The organism is Actinomadura chokoriensis, from assembly GCF_041463665.1.
Taxonomy (GTDB): Bacteria; Actinomycetota; Actinomycetes; order Streptosporangiales; family Streptosporangiaceae; genus Spirillospora; species Spirillospora chokoriensis_A.
Genome location: NZ_JAXCEJ010000013.1, coordinates 31,773 through 48,967, shown reverse-complemented (window position 1 = coordinate 48,967; position 17,195 = coordinate 31,773). Strand labels below are relative to the sequence as shown.

Sequence of the window (17,195 nt, the reverse complement as noted above, 5' to 3'; positions counted from 1 at the left end):
GAGCCCGCCCGCTAGGGCTGGTAGCGGTAGCCCATCCCCGGTTCCGTCAGCAGGTGCCGGGGGTGGGCCGGCTCCCTTTCGAGCTTGCGCCGCAACTGGGCCATGTACTGGCGCAGGTAGTGGGTCTCGCTCTTGTACGCCGGGCCCCACACCGTGGTGAGCAACTGCTGCTGGGCGACGAGCTTGCCGGGATTGCGCAGCAGGACGTCCAGCAGCCGCCATTCGGTGGGCGTCAGGTGCACGCCGCCCGACACGGTCTTCGCGGCCAGGTCGATCGTGTGCTCGCCCACCCGGACGGACGCGACCGGCTCGGTGGCCGGGGTCCGGCGCGACACGGCGCGGATACGGGCCACCAGCTCCTCGATGTCGAACGGCTTGGTGACGTAGTCGTCGGCGCCGGCCTCCAGCGCCTCGACCTTGTCGTGGCTGCCCGCCCGCCCCGACAGCACGATTATCGGGATCTCCGTCCAGCCGCGCAGCCCGTGGATCACCTCGATGCCCTCCAGATCGGGCAGGCCGAGGTCCAGCACGACCAGATCGGGATGCCACGACCCGGCCCGGCGCAGCGCGGTGGTGCCGTCGGCGGCGACGTCCACCTCGTAGTCGCGGGCGCGCAGATTGATCCGCAGCGCCCGCAGCAGCTGGGGCTCGTCGTCGACGACCAGCACGCGCGTCATGGGGTCTCCCTTTCCTTCCGGTACACGGGCAGCGAGACGATCATCGTGAGGCCGCCGCCCGGGGTGTCCTCCGGGATCAGCTCCCCGTCCATCGCCTCCGTCAGCCCGCGGGCCAGCGCCAGCCCGAGCCCGACCCCGGTGTGGTTGTCGCGGTCGCCGAGCCGCTGGAACGGCAGGAACGCCCGCTCCCGCTCGCCGGGCGGGATGCCGGCGCCGCGGTCGGCGATCCGCAGCTCCACCCGGTCCTGGATGGCGCCCGCGGTGATCAGGACGGGCTCGCCGGGCGGGCTGTGCCGCACCGCGTTGGCGATGAGGTTCACGAGGACGCGCTCCAGCAGGGCCGGGTCGGCGGCGACCTCGGGCAGGTCGGTGCCGAGCTTCACCGAGACCTCGCCGCCGCCGAGATCGTCGAGGGCGCGCGGGACCACCTCGTCCAGCGCGAGGGGCCGGGAGGCGATGCCGAGGACGCCCGCCTGCAACCGGCTCATGTCGAGAAGGTTGGCGACCAGCCGGTCCAGCCGCTCCAGGGACAGCCGCGCGGTGTCCAGCAGCTCGGCGCGCTCCTCGTCCGTCCAGGCGATCGAGGTGCCGGTCAGGCTGTCCACCGCGGCCTTCGCCGAGGCCAGCGGCGTGCGCAGATCGTGGCTGACCGCGTTGAGCAGGGCGGTCCGCATCCGGTCGGCGGCCTCCAGCGGGCGCGCCCGCTCCGCCTCCGCCCGCAACCGCTGCTGCCGCAGCGCCCCCGCCGCCTGCACCGCGAACGCCTCCAGGACGCGCCGGTCCCCGGCGGGCATGGGACGGCCCCGGACCGCCAGCGTCAGATCGTCCCCGACCGGGATCTCGGCGTCGCCGTCGCCGGGCGTGCCGCACGGACGGCCCCCGACGGTCGCGACGATCCGCCAGTCCTCCTCCGCCGACGGTCGCTCCAGCAGCGTGACGGAGACGAGCCCGAACGTCTCGCGGAGCCGCCCGAGCACCGCGTCCAGCGCGTGCTCGCCGCGCAGGACGTCCCCCGCCAGCGTGGACAGGACCTCCGCCTCCGCGCCCAGCCGCAACGCCTCCCGGGAGCGCCGCGCGGCACGGTCCACCACCACGCTCACCCCGATGCCGACCAGCACGAACACGGCCAGCGCCATGAGGTTCTCCTCCGCGGCGACGGTGAACCGGTGCACCGGCGGGGTGAAGTACCAGTTGAGCAGCAGGAAACCGGCGAACGCCGTGAACATCGCCGGCCACATGCCGCCGACCAGCGCGATCGCGACCACCGCCGCCAGGTAGAACAGGATGTCCGACGGCAGCGAGATCGCCGGGCGCGCCTCCAGCAGCCCGAGGGTCAGCAGCGGCAGCCCGGCCGCGGCCAGCAGGAACCCGGTGAGCCGGCGGCTCGGCGACAGCCCCTGGCCGTGCCCCCGGCTCGCGACGCCGCGCCGCGCCTCGTCGTGCGTCACCATGTGCACATCGATCGACCCGGACCGCGCCGTCGTCGTCACCCCGACCCCGGGCCGCAGCAGCTGCGCGAACCGGCCGCGCCGCGACACCCCGAGCACCAGCTGCGTCGCGTTCGCGCCGCGCGCGAAATCCAGCAGCGCCTTCGGCACGTCGTCGCCGACGACCTGGTGGTAGGTGCCGCCGAGCCCCTCCACCGTCTGCCGCTGCCGCGCCAGATCGCCCGGCCGCGCCCCGGCGAGGCCGTCGCCGCGCGCGACGTGCACGGCGAGCAGGTCCGCGCCCTTCGACCGGGCCGCGATGCGGGTGGCGCGGCGCAGCAGCGCGTCGCCCTCCGGGCCGCCGGTCAGCGCGACCACGATCCGCTCGCGGGCCTCCCACGTCCCACCGATGCCGTGGTCGGCCCGGTAACGGTCGAGCTGGTCGTCGACCTTGCCGGCCAGCCACAGCAGCGCCAGCTCCCGCAGCGCCGTCAGGTTGCCGACCCGGAAGTAGTTGGAGAGGGCGGCGTCCACCTTCTCGGGCCGGTAGATGTTGCCGTGCGCCATCCGCCGCCGCAGCGCCTCCGGCGCCATGTCCACCAGCTCCACCTGGTCGGCGCGGCGGACCACCTCGTCCGGCACGGTCTCCCGCTGCGCCACCCCGGTGATCTGCTCCACGACGTCGTTGACCGACTCCAGATGCTGGACGTTCACGGTCGAGATGACGTCGATCCCGGCGTCCCGGATCTCCTCCACGTCCTGCCACCGCTTGGCGTGGACGCTGCCGGGCACGTTCGTGTGCGCCAGCTCGTCGACCAGGACCACCGCCGGCGCCCGTTCGATCACCGCGGCCACGTCCAGCTCGGTGAACTCCGCGCCCCGGTACGCCAGGGACCTGCGCGGGACGATCTCCAGCCCGTCCAGCAGGGCCTCGGTGCGCGGACGGTCGTGCGTCTCGACGTACCCGACGACGACGTCGGTGCCGCGCTCGTACCGCCGGCGCGCCTCCGACAGCATCGCGTAAGTCTTCCCCACGCCGGGGGCGGCCCCCAGGTAGACGCGGAGCTGCCCCCTGGCCATGCTCCCTATCCTTTCAGGCTGAGGATCCACCCCTCCGGTGGAGTTTCACCTGGAAGTCAACGCCCGGCACGCGCTTCCCGATCCCGTCTTGACGGATTCCATACGCCGCCGGACAAAACGGACCCCTCGTGGCGGTACCGTTTCGGTCAGCGGGAACAGGACCGCCGTCTTCCAGTGAGCGCCCGTGCGAACCCTGATCATCGACAACTACGACTCGTTCACGCACAACCTCGTCCAGTACGTGGCGGAGGCGGGCGCCGAGCCCGTCGTCCTGCGCAATGACGAGGCGGCGTGGAGCCCGGACCTGCTGCGTCCGTTCGACAACGTCATCGTCTCGCCCGGCCCCGGCTCGCCGGACGACGCCGCGGACTTCGGCATCTGCGCGGACGTGATCGAGCACGCCCGGATCCCGCTCCTCGGCGTGTGCCTCGGGCACCAGGGGATCTGCCACGTGTTCGGCGGACGCGTCCGGCCCGCCCCGGAGGTCCGGCACGGGCTGCCGTCACCGGTCGAGCACACGGGCGCCGGGATCTTCCAGGGTGTTCCGTCGCCGTTCTCCGCGGTGCGGTACCACTCGCTGGTCGCGGACGAGCTGCCGCCGGTGCTGGAGCCGGTGGCGTGGACGTCCGACGGCGTCCTGATGGGGGTGCGGCACACCCGGAGACCGATCTGGGGCGTCCAGTTCCACCCGGAGTCGGTGTGCACGGATCACGGCCGTCTCATCGTCGCGAACTTCCTGGCGCTCGCCGGCCGCCCGGCCCCGGCGGCCCCGCCCCGCGCGACGCCCCCGCCGGAGGCGCGCCGCGAGCCGTACAGGGTGATCGCGCGCCGGCTGGGAACGCCGGCGGTGGCCGAGGACGCCTTCGGGGCGCTGTTCGCCTCTTCCGACCGTGCGTTCTGGCTGGACAGCAGCCGGACCGGCGAGCACGGCGGGCGCTTCTCCTTCATGGGCGACGCCGCCGGTCCGCTGGCGAGGTTCGCCACCTTCGACGTGGAGACGGGAAGCGTGACGGTCGAGTCGGCGGGCGGACGGGTGCGGATGGACGGCACGTCCTTCTTCGACTGGCTCGACGCCGACCTGCGCTCGCACGCGGCGCGGACCCCGGACCTGCCGTTCGGCTTCGCGCTCGGCTGGGTGGGATACCTCGGCTACGAGCTCAAGGCCGAGACCGGGGGCTCCCGGGCGCACCGCTCCCCCCACCCCGACGCCGCCATGATCTTCGCCGACCGGGCCGTGGCGTTCGATCACCGGGAGGGCGCCGTTCACCTGCTCGCCCTCTGCCCGGCCGGCGCCGAGCAGGACGCGCTGGCCTGGCTGGACGACACCGAATCGCGTCTCGCGGAGGTGGCCGCGCCCGCGGAGCCCGCCCCGGTCGTCCGGCCGCCGGGGCTCGCGCTCCGGCACGGGCGCCGGAGCTACCTCGGCAAGATCGCGGAGAGCCGGCGGGAGATCATCGCCGGGCAGACCTACGAGGTGTGCCTGACCAACATGCTCACGGCCCCGGTGAGCGCCGCCCCGTGGGACCTGTACCGCCGCCTCCGGCGGAGCGACCCGGTGCCGTTCGGGGCACTGCTGCGGTTCGGCGACCTGTCGGTGCTGAGCTCCTCGCCCGAGCGCTTCCTGCGCGTGTCGGCGGACGGGCAGGCCGAGTCCAAGCCGATCAAGGGCACCCGGCCGCGGTCTCCGGACCCGTCCCGGGACCGACGGCTGCGCGCCGAACTGGCGGGCAGCGTCAAGGACCGCGCGGAGAACCTCATGATCGTCGATCTCGTCCGGCACGACCTCGGGGGAGTCGCCGAGGTCGGGTCGGTCACCGTCGACCCGATCTTCGACGTGGAGAGTTACACGACCGTCCACCAGCTGGTCAGCACGGTCCGGGCGAGGCTGCGCCCGGACGTTTCGGCGGTGCGGTGCGTGCGCTCGGCCTTCCCCGGCGGCTCGATGACGGGCGCGCCGAAGATCCGCACCATGCAGATCATCGACCGCCTGGAGGAAGGGCCGCGCGGCGTGTACTCGGGCGCCCTCGGCTACTTCTCGCTGTCCGGCGCGGCCGACTTCAGCATCGTGATCCGCACGGCCGTCGCCTCCGCCGGACGCGTCGAGTTCGGCGTGGGCGGCGCCATCACCGCGCTGTCGGACCCGGCCGCCGAGTTCGAGGAGACCGCCGTCAAGGCCGCCCCGCTGCTCCGGCTGCTCGATGTCCCCTTCCCCGGCCGCCCCGATACCGGGACGGCCCGCACGGACGTCCCCGACCGCGTGCCCATCTGATCGTTTCCATTGACCATTGTGGCGGTGCCCGGCCGATGTCGGCCGCGCACGCCCCATCTCGCCTCGCATCTGAGAACTCGTGCCGCCCACCCTGTTCGACTTGCTTCGCTCAAGCTCGCCCACGAGGTTTATGGACCAGCGCCACCGGTGTGGGAACCAGGAGCTATCGGCGAGGGGAGCGCAGAGAGCGCGAAGGCCCAGTCGCCAAGATCGCAACTGGGCCTCTACCCGGGCGCCTCCGGCAGGATTCGAACCTGCGACACCCGCTTTAGGAGAGCGGTGCTCTATCCCCTGAGCTACGGAGGCATGTCGTCGCCTGCGCAAGAGCGTAGCGGACGGCATGTACAGGGTAGGGGAAAGGGAGCGGTGAGCGCTTCCCCTTATGGGGCCGCAGGACTCTAGGCCCGGTGGGGCCGGTATGGGTACGCTTCGGTGCCGTGACGGGACGGCATCGCGGGCAGCCGAAGATCAGGGCCGCCGAGGACGAGGTGGAGGAGCGCGCGTCCCGGGGCGGGCGTCGCGCGCTGGTCGCCGCCGCCTTCGTGGTTCCCGTACTGGTGGTGTCCGCGATCGTGTTCGGGATGGGGGAGGAGCCCGTCCGGGAACGGCCGCAGACGGCGGGGGCGCGGGTCCAGGCCGTCGAGCCCGCCACGCCGGGGAGCGAGCCGACCTACGGCAAGTACGTGCCGCCCGAGACCGGGCCGCAGGCCGCGACGAAGGCGCCGGAGCGGGAGCCCGCGCCGGTGACGAGACCGCGGAAGACCGTCGCGCCGACGCCGTCACCGACGAAGCGGGCGCAGCGGCCGTGCCCGGCGGGCTGGGAGGATGTCTGGTGGATGCGTCGTTGGTGCGAGCGCCACGGTTACCATGACCGCTGAACCGGTCACGCACAGGTCATCGTAGACCTGTAGTAGCGTTCTGCCGCTGTTTCGCATCTGGGCATCAGGAGGAAGACCACCGTGCCGAACCCCCGGTCGGCGGCGCTGACCGCGGTATTCCTGGTGATGGCGACGCTGTCATCGCACACCGCCGACGCGGCCGCGAGTGGCCGGGCCGACACGCTGGAATCGCTGCGCCGCGAGGCGTCGAAGGCCCGTGACCAGTTGGAGAAGGCCACCGGCCAGATGAAGAGCCGGCAGAAGGACCTCGCCGCCTCGCAGCTGAAGCTGCGCGGCACGCTGAAGGATCTCGCCGGGGCCGAGGCCGAGCTGAACCGGATCCGGGAACCGCTGGCCAGGCTGGCGAACTCCTCCTACCAGCAGAGCGGCGCCGCCGGATCGATGTCGATCTTCGGCGGCGGCGATCCGGGCCAGGCACTGCGGTCGACGGCGGACGTGACGCTGCTCGCCCGGTCGCAGCAGGCGCTTGTGGACCGTGCCGACGAACTGCAGGACCGGCGGAAGCGGCTCGCGTCCACCGCGCAGGACCTGCAGTCGCGCAACGCGGTCGAGCAGACCCGCCTCCAGCAGGAGGTGGACGGGCTGAAGAACAAGTCGGCGGAGCTGACGAAGCAGCTCAACGCGATGCTCGACAAGCTCGCGGTGTCCCGGCAGAGGCGGCTGGAGCTCGGGTGTGACAAGAGTCTCGTCGCGGACGCGAGGAAGTTCCCCAACGGGCTGATCCCGGCGAAGTACCTGTGCGCGCTGCCGCAGAAGGGCGGGCACAAGCTCCGAGCGGACGCGGCGCTCGCCTTCTACAAGCTGAACGCCGCGTACAAGCGCCGGTTCGGCCGCGACATGTGCGTGAGGGACGCGTACCGGAGCCTGTCCGAGCAGCACGCGGTCTATGCGAGCCGGCCCGGTTTCGCGGCCGTCCCCGGGACGAGCAACCACGGCAAGGGCCAAGCCCTCGACCTGTGCGGCGGCGTGCAGAACTCGGGTTCGCTCCAGTTCAACTGGATGGAGGCCCACGCCGGGACGTACGGCTGGATCCATCCGGCGTGGGCCTACAGCAGCCCGTTCGAGCCCTGGCACTGGGAGTACGGGACCGAGAACGAGTGACCGGGGGCTAGTAGGGGAACTCGGTGGCGGGGGTGATCTCCGCCGTGCAGTAGCGGCAGCGGCCGGCCCGAACCGGGATGTCGCTGAGGCAGTGCGGGCACTCGCGCTCGGTGGCCTCCTTGCCGCGGTCCATCCGCTCGATCAGCTTCGCCGTCGGCAGGACCACCAGGAAGTAGACGATCGTCGCCGTGATGGTGAACGCGATCGCCGATGTGAGGAAGATGCCGTAGGGGAACTTCGTGCCGTCGATGGTGACGGCCAGCCGTGTGTAATCGGGCTTCCCTCCGATGAGCGCGATCAGCGGCGTGATGAACGAAGTCGCGAAGTCCTTCACCAGGCCCGCGAACGCCGCTCCGACGACGAACGCGACCGCGAGATCGACCAGGTTCCCGCGGAAGAGGAACTTCTTGAATCCGCTCATGGGGGCTCCAGGGGGTGTCAGGGTGCGCTTCCATGGCAGACGGAGGCGCTGGAACGGCTACGGATGGTAATGAACCCGCCCTCATCCGCCAAGTCGCCCGGAAGACCTCCGACCTGCGATCTTCCGGCCCACCGGGCGTCACCGAACGCCCGCGCGGGCGTTCAGTGCCCAGTGATCGTTAGGGAGAGGAGCGGCCCCGCCGCTGCCAGGGCCAGGGCCTGGGCTCTGTCGGTCGCGAGCACGATCAGCGCTCCCTGCTGGCCGCTGTTCTCGTCCGGCGGAGGGACCGCCACGACCGGGACCTCCGAGACCACGACCCGGGCACCGGCCCACCCCGGCCCGCCCTGGACCGCGACCCTCGCCGCACGCGCGTTCCAGAGTGCGGCCTGGCCGGAAGCCGGCCTGCTTTCGGCGGTGGTTCTGTCGATGTGAGCCGGGGAGGGAGGGATGGCTCGGGGGTGTTGCGCGGTGGTCAGGGGTGAGGGGGACGTGCTCGCTCCTTCGGCTGGGTGCCGCAGTTCGTCGGCCGGTGTGGACAGGACGTCTATGCGGTCGCCGGGGTGGAGTAGGCGCACGGCGGCGGGGTCGGCTATGCGAACCGGCGTGGCCACCGTGTCGGGCCCGTAGCCCTGGAGCATGGCGTCGCCAATCACGCGGGCGTCGGTGAGGGGTTCGCCCCGGCGCACGGGGCCTGCCAGGACGCGGCCCGCGGCCTTGCGGAGGGCGCCGGACGGGATCGCGGCCGGCGGCAGGGCCACGCGGCGGAGGTCGGACGGGGTGAGGCGCCTGCCCGCGGGGAGGTCGCGGTCGGCGGCGAGGACGCGGACGGACGGGGGCGGGCCGGGGCGCAGCGCCAGCAGGGCGAGGCCGGCGGCGGCCGCGGCGAACAGGGCCGCCAGGGGCCGCCGCAGGCGGGCTAACCGGGCGGTCACGGCAGTTCCAGGGGGAGTTTCATGCCGTCCAGGGCGTTGGGGCAGGGGCAGGTGCGTTCGGTGGGCAGCGCCTTGACCGCGTCGGCGACGAGGGCGCGGAGGCGGCCGATGTTCTCGCCGAAGACGCGCATCACCTCCTGCATGGTGACGCCCTCGCCCTCTTCGATGCCCGCGTCGAGGTCGGTGACGAGGCAGAGGGAGGTGTAGCAGAGCGCCAGTTCGCGGGCGAGGATGGCCTCCGGGTGCCCGGTCATCCCGATCAGCGTCCAGCCCTGGGAGGCGAACCACCGGGACTCGGCGCGGGTGGAGAAGCGCGGGCCCTCGATGACCACGAGCGTGCCGCGGTCGACCGGGGCCCAGCCGGCGGTGCGGGCGGATTCGACGGCGGTGCGGCGGCCGGTGGGGCAGTACGGGTCGGAGAACGACACGTGGATCGCGGCGCCCTCGTCGTAGAAGGTCTGGTCGCGCCCGGACGTCCGGTCGGCGAGCTGGTCGGGGACGGCGAGCGTGCCGGGCCCGTAGTCGGGGGTCAGGGAGCCGACCGCGGAGGGCGCGAGGACCTGCCGGACGCCGAGGGAGCGCAGCGCCCACATGTTGGCCCGGTAGGGGATCCGGTGCGGCGGGAATCGGTGGTCGCGGCCGTGCCGGGGGATGAACGCGACGCGGCGGCCGGCGAGTTCGCCGACCGCGACGGGGTCGCTCGGCGGGCCGTAGGGGGTCTCGACCCGGACCTCTTCGATGTCGTCGAGGAACGAGTAGAACCCCGAGCCGCCGATGACCCCGATCTCGGCGGTGGGCTGGGAACCGGAAGTGGACATGGCGCCGACACTAGCCACCCCGCCGGCACCGCCGGCAGACCGTCCGCCAATTGTGGATAACGCAGCACACCGAAGCCCCTGCCGAACCGCGAAGCCGATGCAGAAGCTCGGCCGCGCGGTCCCAGGCCCGGTAAATGCGTTGCGGGGGCCGGAACGGGCGTGCATGCTGGCTTGATCGAGCGGCGGCGAGCGCTGCCTGGACTAAGGAGGGCCGGCGAATGGCGATCACTGTGCTGCGGCATGTCCGCGTCAGTCCCACCTCTCTGTCCAGGAGCACACCCGTTGTCTTCCGAGTACGAACTCTCTGAACCCGACTCCGACCTCGACACCCGCCGGTCCGATTCCACCGGTGACGAGCCCCGATCGGCTCCGGCCGACGCCCTCGCCTTCGAGTTCCATTCGATCGACGAGGAGCTGGGCCCGGATCAGCGGTGGTCCACCTGGCTGGACGTCGAGCGCGGCTCTCGCGGCCCCGAACCCCGTCCCTCGTGGGTCGTCACGGAACAGGCTGCGATCGACACCGAGCTCGGCATCCTCAAGACCGGCAAGGAAGCCGACGTCTTCCTGCTCGAACGGGCCGTCGATGCCATCGGCGACAACCCGGCGAAGTCCTCGCTGCTGGCCGCGAAACGGTACCGGACCGAGGAACACCGGTCCTTCCACCGCAGCACGTCGTACGTCGAGGGCCGCCGTACCCGCAACAGCCGCGACACCCGGGCGATGGCGAAGAAGACCTCGCACGGCCGCAGTGTCGCGGCCGGCCAGTGGGCGTACGCCGAATGGGACGCCCTCAACCGGTTGTGGAAAGCCGGCGTCCCGGTGCCGTATCCCGTGCAGGTGGACGGCACCGAGTTGCTGATGGAGTTCATCGACGACGGCGAGGGCGGCGCCGCGCCCCGGCTCGCCCAGGTCCGGCCGTCGAAGGAGCTGCTCGGCGTGTACTTCGAGCAGCTCCGCGACGGCATGCGCGAACTGGCCCGTGCGGGGCTCGCGCATGGCGACCTCTCGCCGTACAACGTCCTCGCGCAGGCCGAGCGGATCGTGATGATCGACCTGCCCCAGGTCGTCGACGTCGTCGGCAACCCGCAGGGCATGGACTTCCTGATGCGCGACTGCCACAACATGGCCACGTGGTTCACGAACCGCGGGCTCGAGATCGACGAACATGAGCTGTTCGCCGACCTGCTCACGATGGTGTTCTGATCACCTTCTGCGGAACGGGTGCGGCCGAGGATCGAAACCGTTCTCAGTCGCACCCCGAGGGGGCCCGGCCGAAGCCGGGCCCCCTCCAATCGTGCGTCCGAGCCGTCCGGGAGATCAGCCGACCGGGTGCAGGACCTTGGGCTCGGCGGCCGGTGCCTCCTGCGCGAGCCGTCCCGGCGCCCAGATCCGCCGTCCGATGTCGTGCGCCAGGGCCGGAAGGAGCAGGGACCGGACGATGAGCGTGTCGAGCAGGACGCCGAACGCGACCACGAAGCCCATCTCCACCATGCCCACCAGCGGAAGCGTGACCATGGCCGCGAAGGTGGCCGCCAGCACCAGCCCGGCCGAGGTGATCACTCCGCCGGTGACGGTGAGACCGCGCCGTATGCCGCGGCGGGTGCCGAGGGCCTGCGACTCCTCCCGGACGCGGTGCATCAGGAAGATGTTGTAGTCGACCCCGAGCGCGACCAGGAAGATGAAGGCCAGCAGCGGGAAGCCCGCGTCGGCGCCCTCGAACCCGAAGCCGTGCTCGAAGATCACCGCGCAGGCGCCGAGCGAGGCCAGGAACGACAGCACGACGGTGCCGATCATCAGCAGCGGCGCGACGACGGCGCGCAGCAGCGCGATGAGGATCAGCAGCACCACTCCCAGCACGATCGGGATGATCACCTTGTTGTCGCGGGCCGAGGCGCGCTTGATGTCCAGCGCCGTCGCGGTCGTGCCGCCGACCTTCGCGTCCGCGGACGGGACTTCGTGCACCGCGGCGCGCAGCCGGTCGATGGTCTCGCGCGCGGCCTCGCTGTCGGCCGGGTCCTTCAGCACCGCCTCGTACTTGACGAGGCCGTTCGCGGTCACGGGCGCGGCGAGTTCGGCGATCCCGGACGTCCCGCGCACGGTCTGGGCGAGCCGGTCGGACGCCGCCGCCCGGCCGATGACGACGGCGGGGGAGCCGGAGCCGGCCGGATAGTGGCGGGCGACGGCTGCCGACCCCTTCACCGAGTCGGGCGTTCCGGTGAACTGTCCGGCGTCCGACAGACCGTCCGTCTTGAGCGATCCGAGCCCCAGCGTGAGGACCACCAAGCCCAGCATGGTGACGGCCCAGAGCGCGCGTGGGCGTCTGCCCACCAGACCGGCCACGCGGCTCCACACGCTGTGCTCAGCCTCGAACGCCTCCGGCTTGAGGTACTTCGCGTCGTACCGGGGGACGATCGGCCAGAACAGCCAGCGGCCGAAGATGACCAGGAGGGCGGGCAGCAGGGTGGTCATGGCGGCGAGGGCGGTGAGGACCCCGGCGGCGGCGACCGGGCCCATACCCGCGGTGGAGTTCATGTCGGCGAGCAGCAGGCACAGCAGGCCGACGGCGACGGTGGCGGCGGAGGCGACGATGGCGGGGGCGGCGCGGTGCAGCGCGTAGGCCATGGCCTCGTGCCGGTCCTCGTGGCGGTGGAGTTCCTCCCGATAGCGGGCGACGAGCAGCAAGGCGTAGTCGGTGGCGACCCCGAAGACGAGGACGGTCAGGATTCCCGCGCTCTGCCCGTTGACGGTGAGGCCGGCGTACTTGGCCAGCAGATACACCGACGACTGGGCCAGCCCCAAAGCGAAGACGGCGCTGAGCACCGGGACGAACCACAGGATGGGGCTGCGGTAGATGAAGAGCAGCAGGACGATGACGACGAGGCCCGCGGCCATCAGCAGGAAACCGTCGATGCTGTTGAAGACCTTGAACATGTCGGCGCCGCTGCCGGCGGGTCCGGTGACGTGCGCGTTCAGGCCGGGAGGCCCGCGCTTGGCGAGGTCGCGTGCGTTGTCGACGGCCCCGGTCACGTCCTCGTCCGTGAGGGGTACGAGCGTCTGCAGGGCCTTGCCGTCCTTGGACGGGAACGGCCCCAGCGCCTTCTCGGCGCCTGGGAGCTTCTCCAGCCCGGCGACGTCCGAGGCCGCCTTGGCGCGGTCGGCCGCGGTGATCCCGCCGGACCGCTCGTAGACGATGACGGCGAGCATCGTCTCGTCCTTGCGGAACCGCTCCTCCAGTTCGACGACCTGGGTCGATTCGGCACCGGCGGGCAGCCAGGCGGCCGCGTCGTTCTCCTCGACGTCGCCGAGCTTGCCGGCGAGCGGGCCGAGGGCCGTCACCAGGACGATCCACAGGGCCAGCACGGCCCACTTGCTGCGTCGTCCGGCGATCAGCCCGGCCAGCCGGTGGGCCCGTGATCTGGGGGGAGGCGGACTCGGTGCGCTCATATTCCTCTCCTGAAGGTTCATGGCAGTATCGAGATATGTCGCGTCCGCATAGAATCTCTCGGTTGTCGAGAGAAGTCAAGTACTATCGCGAAACCCCGAAAGCTGCCGGAGGCGGAGCGCCGGGCTCCCGTCCACCTCGATCGTCGCCGGAAGGCGCCCGCCCGCGCGTCCGGCGCGAGAAGGCAGCGGGGCTACATCGTTCGACGCAAAACAGAGCCGCCTCCTACCTCTTGAGATGTAGAAGGCGGCCGGACACGCCGAAAGCCCGGCGGATCGCAGCTGGATCCGCCGGGTGGCCGTAAGGGAGCCCTAGGTCAGGCGACCTTTTCCGACGAGGTGGACTTACCGGACGACGAGGAGTCGCCACCGGAGGACGACGCCGACGTGGTCGACGAGGACGAGTCCGACTTGCCGGAGTCGCTGCCCGAGGAGCCGTTGGACGACGTGTCGGACGAGCCGCTGGACGGCGAGCCCACGGTCGAGGACGACTTGCCGGAGCCGCGGCTGTCGGTGCGGTAGAAGCCCGAACCCTTGAAGATGATCCCCGCCGCGGAGAAGACCTTGCGGAGCTTGCCGTCGCACGCCGGGCATTCGGTCAGCGCGTCGTCGCTGAACTTCTGCACGACCTCCAGAGGCTCGCCGCACTCGGTGCAAACGTACTGATACGTCGGCACGGTTCCTCCTAGCTGACTCAGCCCGGCGGAGCCCGGACTGGCACTCACTCTGAACGACTGCTAATGGTACCCAGGTGTGGAACATGATTCGCCCCCGCCCTGTTCCCTGACCGGTCAGACAAGTTCCCTGACCGGTCAGAGAACCGTCCGGGAAGGTCAGGCGCCGGTCTCGCCGAACCAGCCCGCCAGCTTGCCCTTGCGGCTCACGGCGCGCAGCCGCCGTTCGGTGGCCTCGCGGACGGAGTCGGTGGTCACGACCAGGAGCGTGTCCCCGGCCTGGAGGGGCGTGGTGGGCTCGGGGACGAAGCTCGACCCCTCCCGCACGACCAGGGTGATGGACGCGCCGGGGGGCAGCCGCAACTCGAAGATCTCCACGCCGCTCAGCATCGAGTCGTTCGGGATCCGGATCTCCAGCAGGTCGGCGTGCAGTTCCTCCAGCGGTGCCGCCTCCACGTCCAGCTCCCTGGCCTGCTCGTCGCTCTTCAGCCGGCACCAGCGCGCGACCAGCGGGAGCGTGGGGCCCTGGAGCAGGGTGAACACGACGACGATGTTGAAGACGATCGCGAACAGCCGGTCGGCGCTCGGGATGTCGGCGACCATCGGGATCGTGGCGAGGACGATCGGCACGGCGCCCCGCAGCCCGGCCCAGGACGTGAAGATCTTCTCGCCCCAGGTCAGCTTGAACCCGATCGTGGACAGCACCACCGATACCGGACGGGCGACCAGCAGCAGGATGAACCCGATGACCAGGGCGGGCAGGATCTGGCCGGGGAGGTCGCCCGGGTCGGCGAGCAGCCCGAGCATCACGAACAGCCCGATCTGCGCGAGCCAGCCGACGCCTTCCGCGAAGCCGCGCGTGGCGGGACGGTGCGGAAGCCGCGCGTTCCCGAGGACGAGCGCGCTGACGTAGACGGCCAGGAACCCGCTCGCGTGCAGCAGGGAGGCGGCGCCGTAGGAGGCGACGGACAGCGACAGCACCGCGATGGGGTAGAGACCGGAGGCGGGCAGCGCGATGCGGCGCAGCCCCTGCGCGCCGAGCCAGCCGATCACGATGCCGACGACGGCCCCCGCGGCCAGCTCGTACACCATCACGCCGAACAGTTCGGCCAGGTTGGGGGCGGTGCTGTGGGCGCTGAGCGTGAGCACGATGATGACGACGGGCGCGTCGTTGAAGCCGGACTCCGCTTCCAGGAGACCCATCAGCCGCGAGGGCAGGGGCAGCCGCCGCAGCACCGAGAACACGGCCGCGGCGTCGGTCGGCGCGAGCACGGCGCCGAGCAGGAACGCGACGCGCCAGTCCATCCCGATGAGCCACATGGCGGCGAGGGCCACCACGCCGATGCTGATCAGGGTGCCGAGGGTGGACACGCTGATGGCGGCGGGAACCGACGGCCGCATGCGCCGCCAGTCGGTGGTGACGCCGCCCTCGGCGAGGATCAGGACGAGGGCGGCGAGGCCGAGCGTCTCGGCCAGTTCGGCGTTGTCGAAGTGGATGTGGAGGGGGCCGGACTCGCCGATGAGAAGGCCGAGGCCCATGTACGCCAGCAGGGTCGGGAGGCCCGCCTTGTGCGACAGCCTGACCGCGATGATGGCGCTGAGTACGAGCACGGACCCGAGGAGTAGCCAGATGTCGAGGTGCACATCCCACCCTTCGAGGTCGTCAAAGTTGATCGTTTAGGAATCCTACAGATTCAACGCCGGATCGCACATTTCCAGTTGAGGAACGCCCCGCCTTCGGTGCCCGATATCGCCGTGTGACCTGCGGATTTACCCCTTTGACGATGTTCTGCACGTCCGGTCCCCGAAGGGCCCGCGGCGACCCCGCCACGGACCTCCGGCGGCCCAGGCCGAGCCGGACCACGCGGCTCAGCCAAGTCGGACCGGACGGCTCAGCCGAGCCGTACCAGGCCCTTGGACGGCGTCACGACGGCGCGGACGCGCTGGTCGTGCGGCTCGGTCGGCAGGGTCTGCACCAGCTCGCCGTCGTAGAGCAGCGCGACCGTCAGGATCGCGGGGCCGACGCGCGCCAGCGCCCGGTCGTAGGAACCGCCGCCCCGGCCGAGGCGCACGCCCGTCCGGTCGACGGCGACCGCGGGGGCCAGGACGACGTCCGCGCCGGCGACGGCCCCGGGCCCGCGCGGCGGTTCGGACGGCTCCAGGCACCCGCGCGCCCCCGGGACGAGCGAGTCGGGCCCCTCGTAGGACGCCCAGTCGAGATCGCCGTCCGGGAGCAGGCGGGGGAGCAGCACGTACGTCCCGCGCTTCCACAGTGCGAACAGCAGGCTGCGCGTGTCCGGCTCGTCGCCGATCGACACGTATGCCGCGATGGTCCCCGCCATCTCCACCTCCGGGGCGGTCAGCAGCGCGTCCCGGATCGGACGCGCCGCCGCGGCGCGGGCCTCGGGCGGCATCGCCGCACGCCGGCCGAGCAATTCCGCACGAAGATCGGTCTTCGAAACGATGTCCTGCACGCTGTCGTCCTCACGGATGGCTAGGGTCGGGTACATGGCCGACATTGCACCTGTGCTCAAGGCGGTCGTCCCGGCGGCCGGCCTCGGTACCCGATTCTTGCCCGCCACCAAGGCGACTCCCAAGGAAATGCTGCCCATCGTCGACAAACCGGCGATCCAGTACGTCGTCGAGGAGGCGGTCGACGCCGGCCTCAGCGACGTGCTGATGATCACTGGCCGCAGCAAGCGGTCCATCGAGGACCACTTCGACCGAGCCTACGAGCTCGAGGAGGCGCTGCGCGCGAAGGGCGACGACGGGCGGCTGGACGCCGTGCGCGAGTCCAGCGATCTCGCGATCATGCACTACGTCCGGCAGGGCGAGCCGCGCGGGCTGGGGCACGCCGTGCACTGCGCCCGCCAGCACGTCGGCCGCGAGCCGTTCGCGGTGCTGCTCGGCGACGACATGATCGACGCCCGCGACAAGCTGCTGCAGCGCATGATCGAGGTGCGCGACCAGTACGGCGGCAGCGTCGTCGCGCTGATGGAGGTCGAGCCCGACCAGGTCTCCGCGTACGGGTGCGCGGCCATCGAGGCGACGGACGAGGAGGACGTCGTCCGCATCTCCGACCTGGTCGAGAAGCCCGCCGCCGAGGAGGCGCCGAGCAACTGGATCATCATCGGCCGGTACGTCTGCGACCCCGCGGTGTTCGACGTCCTGGAGAAGACCCCACCCGGACGCGGCGGCGAGATCCAGTTGACCGACGCGCTGCGCACCCTCGCCGACACGCCCGCCGGCCAGGGCGGGGGCGTCTTCGGCGTGAAGTTCCGGGGCCGCCGCTACGACACCGGCAACAAGCTGGAGTACCTGCGGACGGTCGTCCAGTTCGCCGCGGAACGTCCCGACCTGGCGCCGGAGTTCATCCCGTGGCTGCGCGATTTCGTCCGCCGCCAGGACGGCGCGGACGGCGCCGGGGACGCGTGACCGCCGGCCGGACTGGAAGCG

Annotated in this window: 14 protein-coding genes and 1 tRNA gene; 5 read left to right on the top strand and 10 right to left on the bottom strand. The window is 71.6% G+C overall.

From position 1 onward, the window contains the following. Positions 1–11: 11 nt before the first annotated feature. Positions 12–677 (bottom strand): response regulator, encoded by a 666-nt coding sequence (locus tag SM418_RS20515; protein ID WP_371942690.1) that lies wholly within the window; start codon positions 675–677, stop codon positions 12–14. Then, positions 674–3,184 carry a DUF4118 domain-containing protein gene (locus tag SM418_RS20510; protein ID WP_371942689.1) on the bottom strand — a complete coding sequence of 837 codons (2,511 nt, stop codon included), beginning with the start codon at positions 3,182–3,184 and terminating at the stop codon, positions 674–676. The genes SM418_RS20515 and SM418_RS20510 overlap by 4 nt, the downstream gene beginning before the upstream one ends. Before the next feature lie 184 nt (positions 3,185–3,368). Between SM418_RS20510 and pabB the strand changes: the two genes are divergently transcribed. Beyond that, entirely contained in the window at positions 3,369–5,453 is a 2,085-nt protein-coding gene (pabB, locus tag SM418_RS20505) for an aminodeoxychorismate synthase component I (protein WP_371942688.1), read from the top strand. Between the two features lie 233 nt (positions 5,454–5,686). Here the strand turns inward: pabB and SM418_RS20500 are convergent. After that, positions 5,687–5,759, bottom strand: a tRNA-Arg gene (locus SM418_RS20500). A gap of 131 nt (positions 5,760–5,890) precedes the next feature. On the opposite strand from SM418_RS20500, the gene SM418_RS20495 reads away from it, so the two are divergent. Continuing rightward, on the top strand, positions 5,891–6,331 hold the full coding sequence (locus tag SM418_RS20495) for a hypothetical protein (RefSeq protein WP_371942687.1): 441 nt from the start codon (positions 5,891–5,893) through the stop codon (positions 6,329–6,331). Between the two features lie 81 nt (positions 6,332–6,412). Further along, positions 6,413–7,453 (top strand): D-alanyl-D-alanine carboxypeptidase family protein, encoded by a 1,041-nt coding sequence (locus tag SM418_RS20490; RefSeq protein WP_371942686.1) that lies wholly within the window; start codon positions 6,413–6,415, stop codon positions 7,451–7,453. 7 nt (positions 7,454–7,460) lie between these two features. Here SM418_RS20490 and SM418_RS20485 read toward each other — a convergent pair whose 3' ends face one another. From SM418_RS20485 to SM418_RS20475, 3 genes are all read right to left on the bottom strand, one after another. Then, on the bottom strand, positions 7,461–7,874 hold the full coding sequence (locus SM418_RS20485; RefSeq protein ID WP_371942685.1) for an MscL family protein: 414 nt from the start codon (positions 7,872–7,874) through the stop codon (positions 7,461–7,463). Between the two features lie 161 nt (positions 7,875–8,035). Continuing rightward, the gene (locus SM418_RS20480) at positions 8,036–8,806 is read right to left on the bottom strand and encodes an SAF domain-containing protein (RefSeq protein ID WP_371942684.1); all 771 of its coding nucleotides are present in this window, start codon (positions 8,804–8,806) and stop codon (positions 8,036–8,038) included. Further along, complete coding sequence (locus SM418_RS20475) at positions 8,803–9,624, bottom strand: S-methyl-5'-thioadenosine phosphorylase (protein WP_371942683.1); 822 nt, start codon at positions 9,622–9,624, stop codon at positions 8,803–8,805. The genes SM418_RS20480 and SM418_RS20475 overlap by 4 nt, the downstream gene beginning before the upstream one ends. A 282-nt stretch (positions 9,625–9,906) precedes the next feature. On the opposite strand from SM418_RS20475, the gene SM418_RS20470 reads away from it, so the two are divergent. Then, positions 9,907–10,827, top strand: coding sequence for a serine protein kinase RIO (locus SM418_RS20470; protein WP_371942682.1), 921 nt, complete (start codon positions 9,907–9,909; stop codon positions 10,825–10,827). A 114-nt stretch (positions 10,828–10,941) separates the two neighbouring features. Here SM418_RS20470 and SM418_RS20465 read toward each other — a convergent pair whose 3' ends face one another. The 4 genes from SM418_RS20465 to SM418_RS20450 all read right to left on the bottom strand — a co-directional run bounded on the left by SM418_RS20465 (position 10,942) and on the right by SM418_RS20450 (position 16,249). Then, positions 10,942–13,068 carry an MMPL family transporter gene (locus SM418_RS20465; RefSeq protein ID WP_371942681.1) on the bottom strand — a complete coding sequence of 709 codons (2,127 nt, stop codon included), beginning with the start codon at positions 13,066–13,068 and terminating at the stop codon, positions 10,942–10,944. Positions 13,069–13,382: 314 nt separating this feature from the next. Beyond that, on the bottom strand, positions 13,383–13,742 hold the full coding sequence (locus tag SM418_RS20460) for an FmdB family zinc ribbon protein (RefSeq protein ID WP_371942680.1): 360 nt from the start codon (positions 13,740–13,742) through the stop codon (positions 13,383–13,385). A 156-nt stretch (positions 13,743–13,898) separates the two neighbouring features. Then, a complete protein-coding gene (locus SM418_RS20455) occupies positions 13,899–15,383 on the bottom strand; it encodes a potassium/proton antiporter (RefSeq protein WP_371942679.1) in 1,485 nt (494 codons plus the stop codon). Between the two features lie 248 nt (positions 15,384–15,631). Continuing rightward, positions 15,632–16,249, bottom strand: a complete 618-nt coding sequence (locus SM418_RS20450) for a 5-formyltetrahydrofolate cyclo-ligase (protein WP_371942678.1) — start codon at positions 16,247–16,249, stop codon at positions 15,632–15,634. On the opposite strand from SM418_RS20450, the gene galU reads away from it, so the two are divergent. Further along, a complete protein-coding gene (gene galU / locus SM418_RS20445; RefSeq protein WP_371942677.1) occupies positions 16,248–17,174 on the top strand; it encodes a UTP--glucose-1-phosphate uridylyltransferase GalU in 927 nt (308 codons plus the stop codon). The genes SM418_RS20450 and galU overlap by 2 nt on opposite strands. Positions 17,175–17,195: the final 21 nt, after the last annotated feature.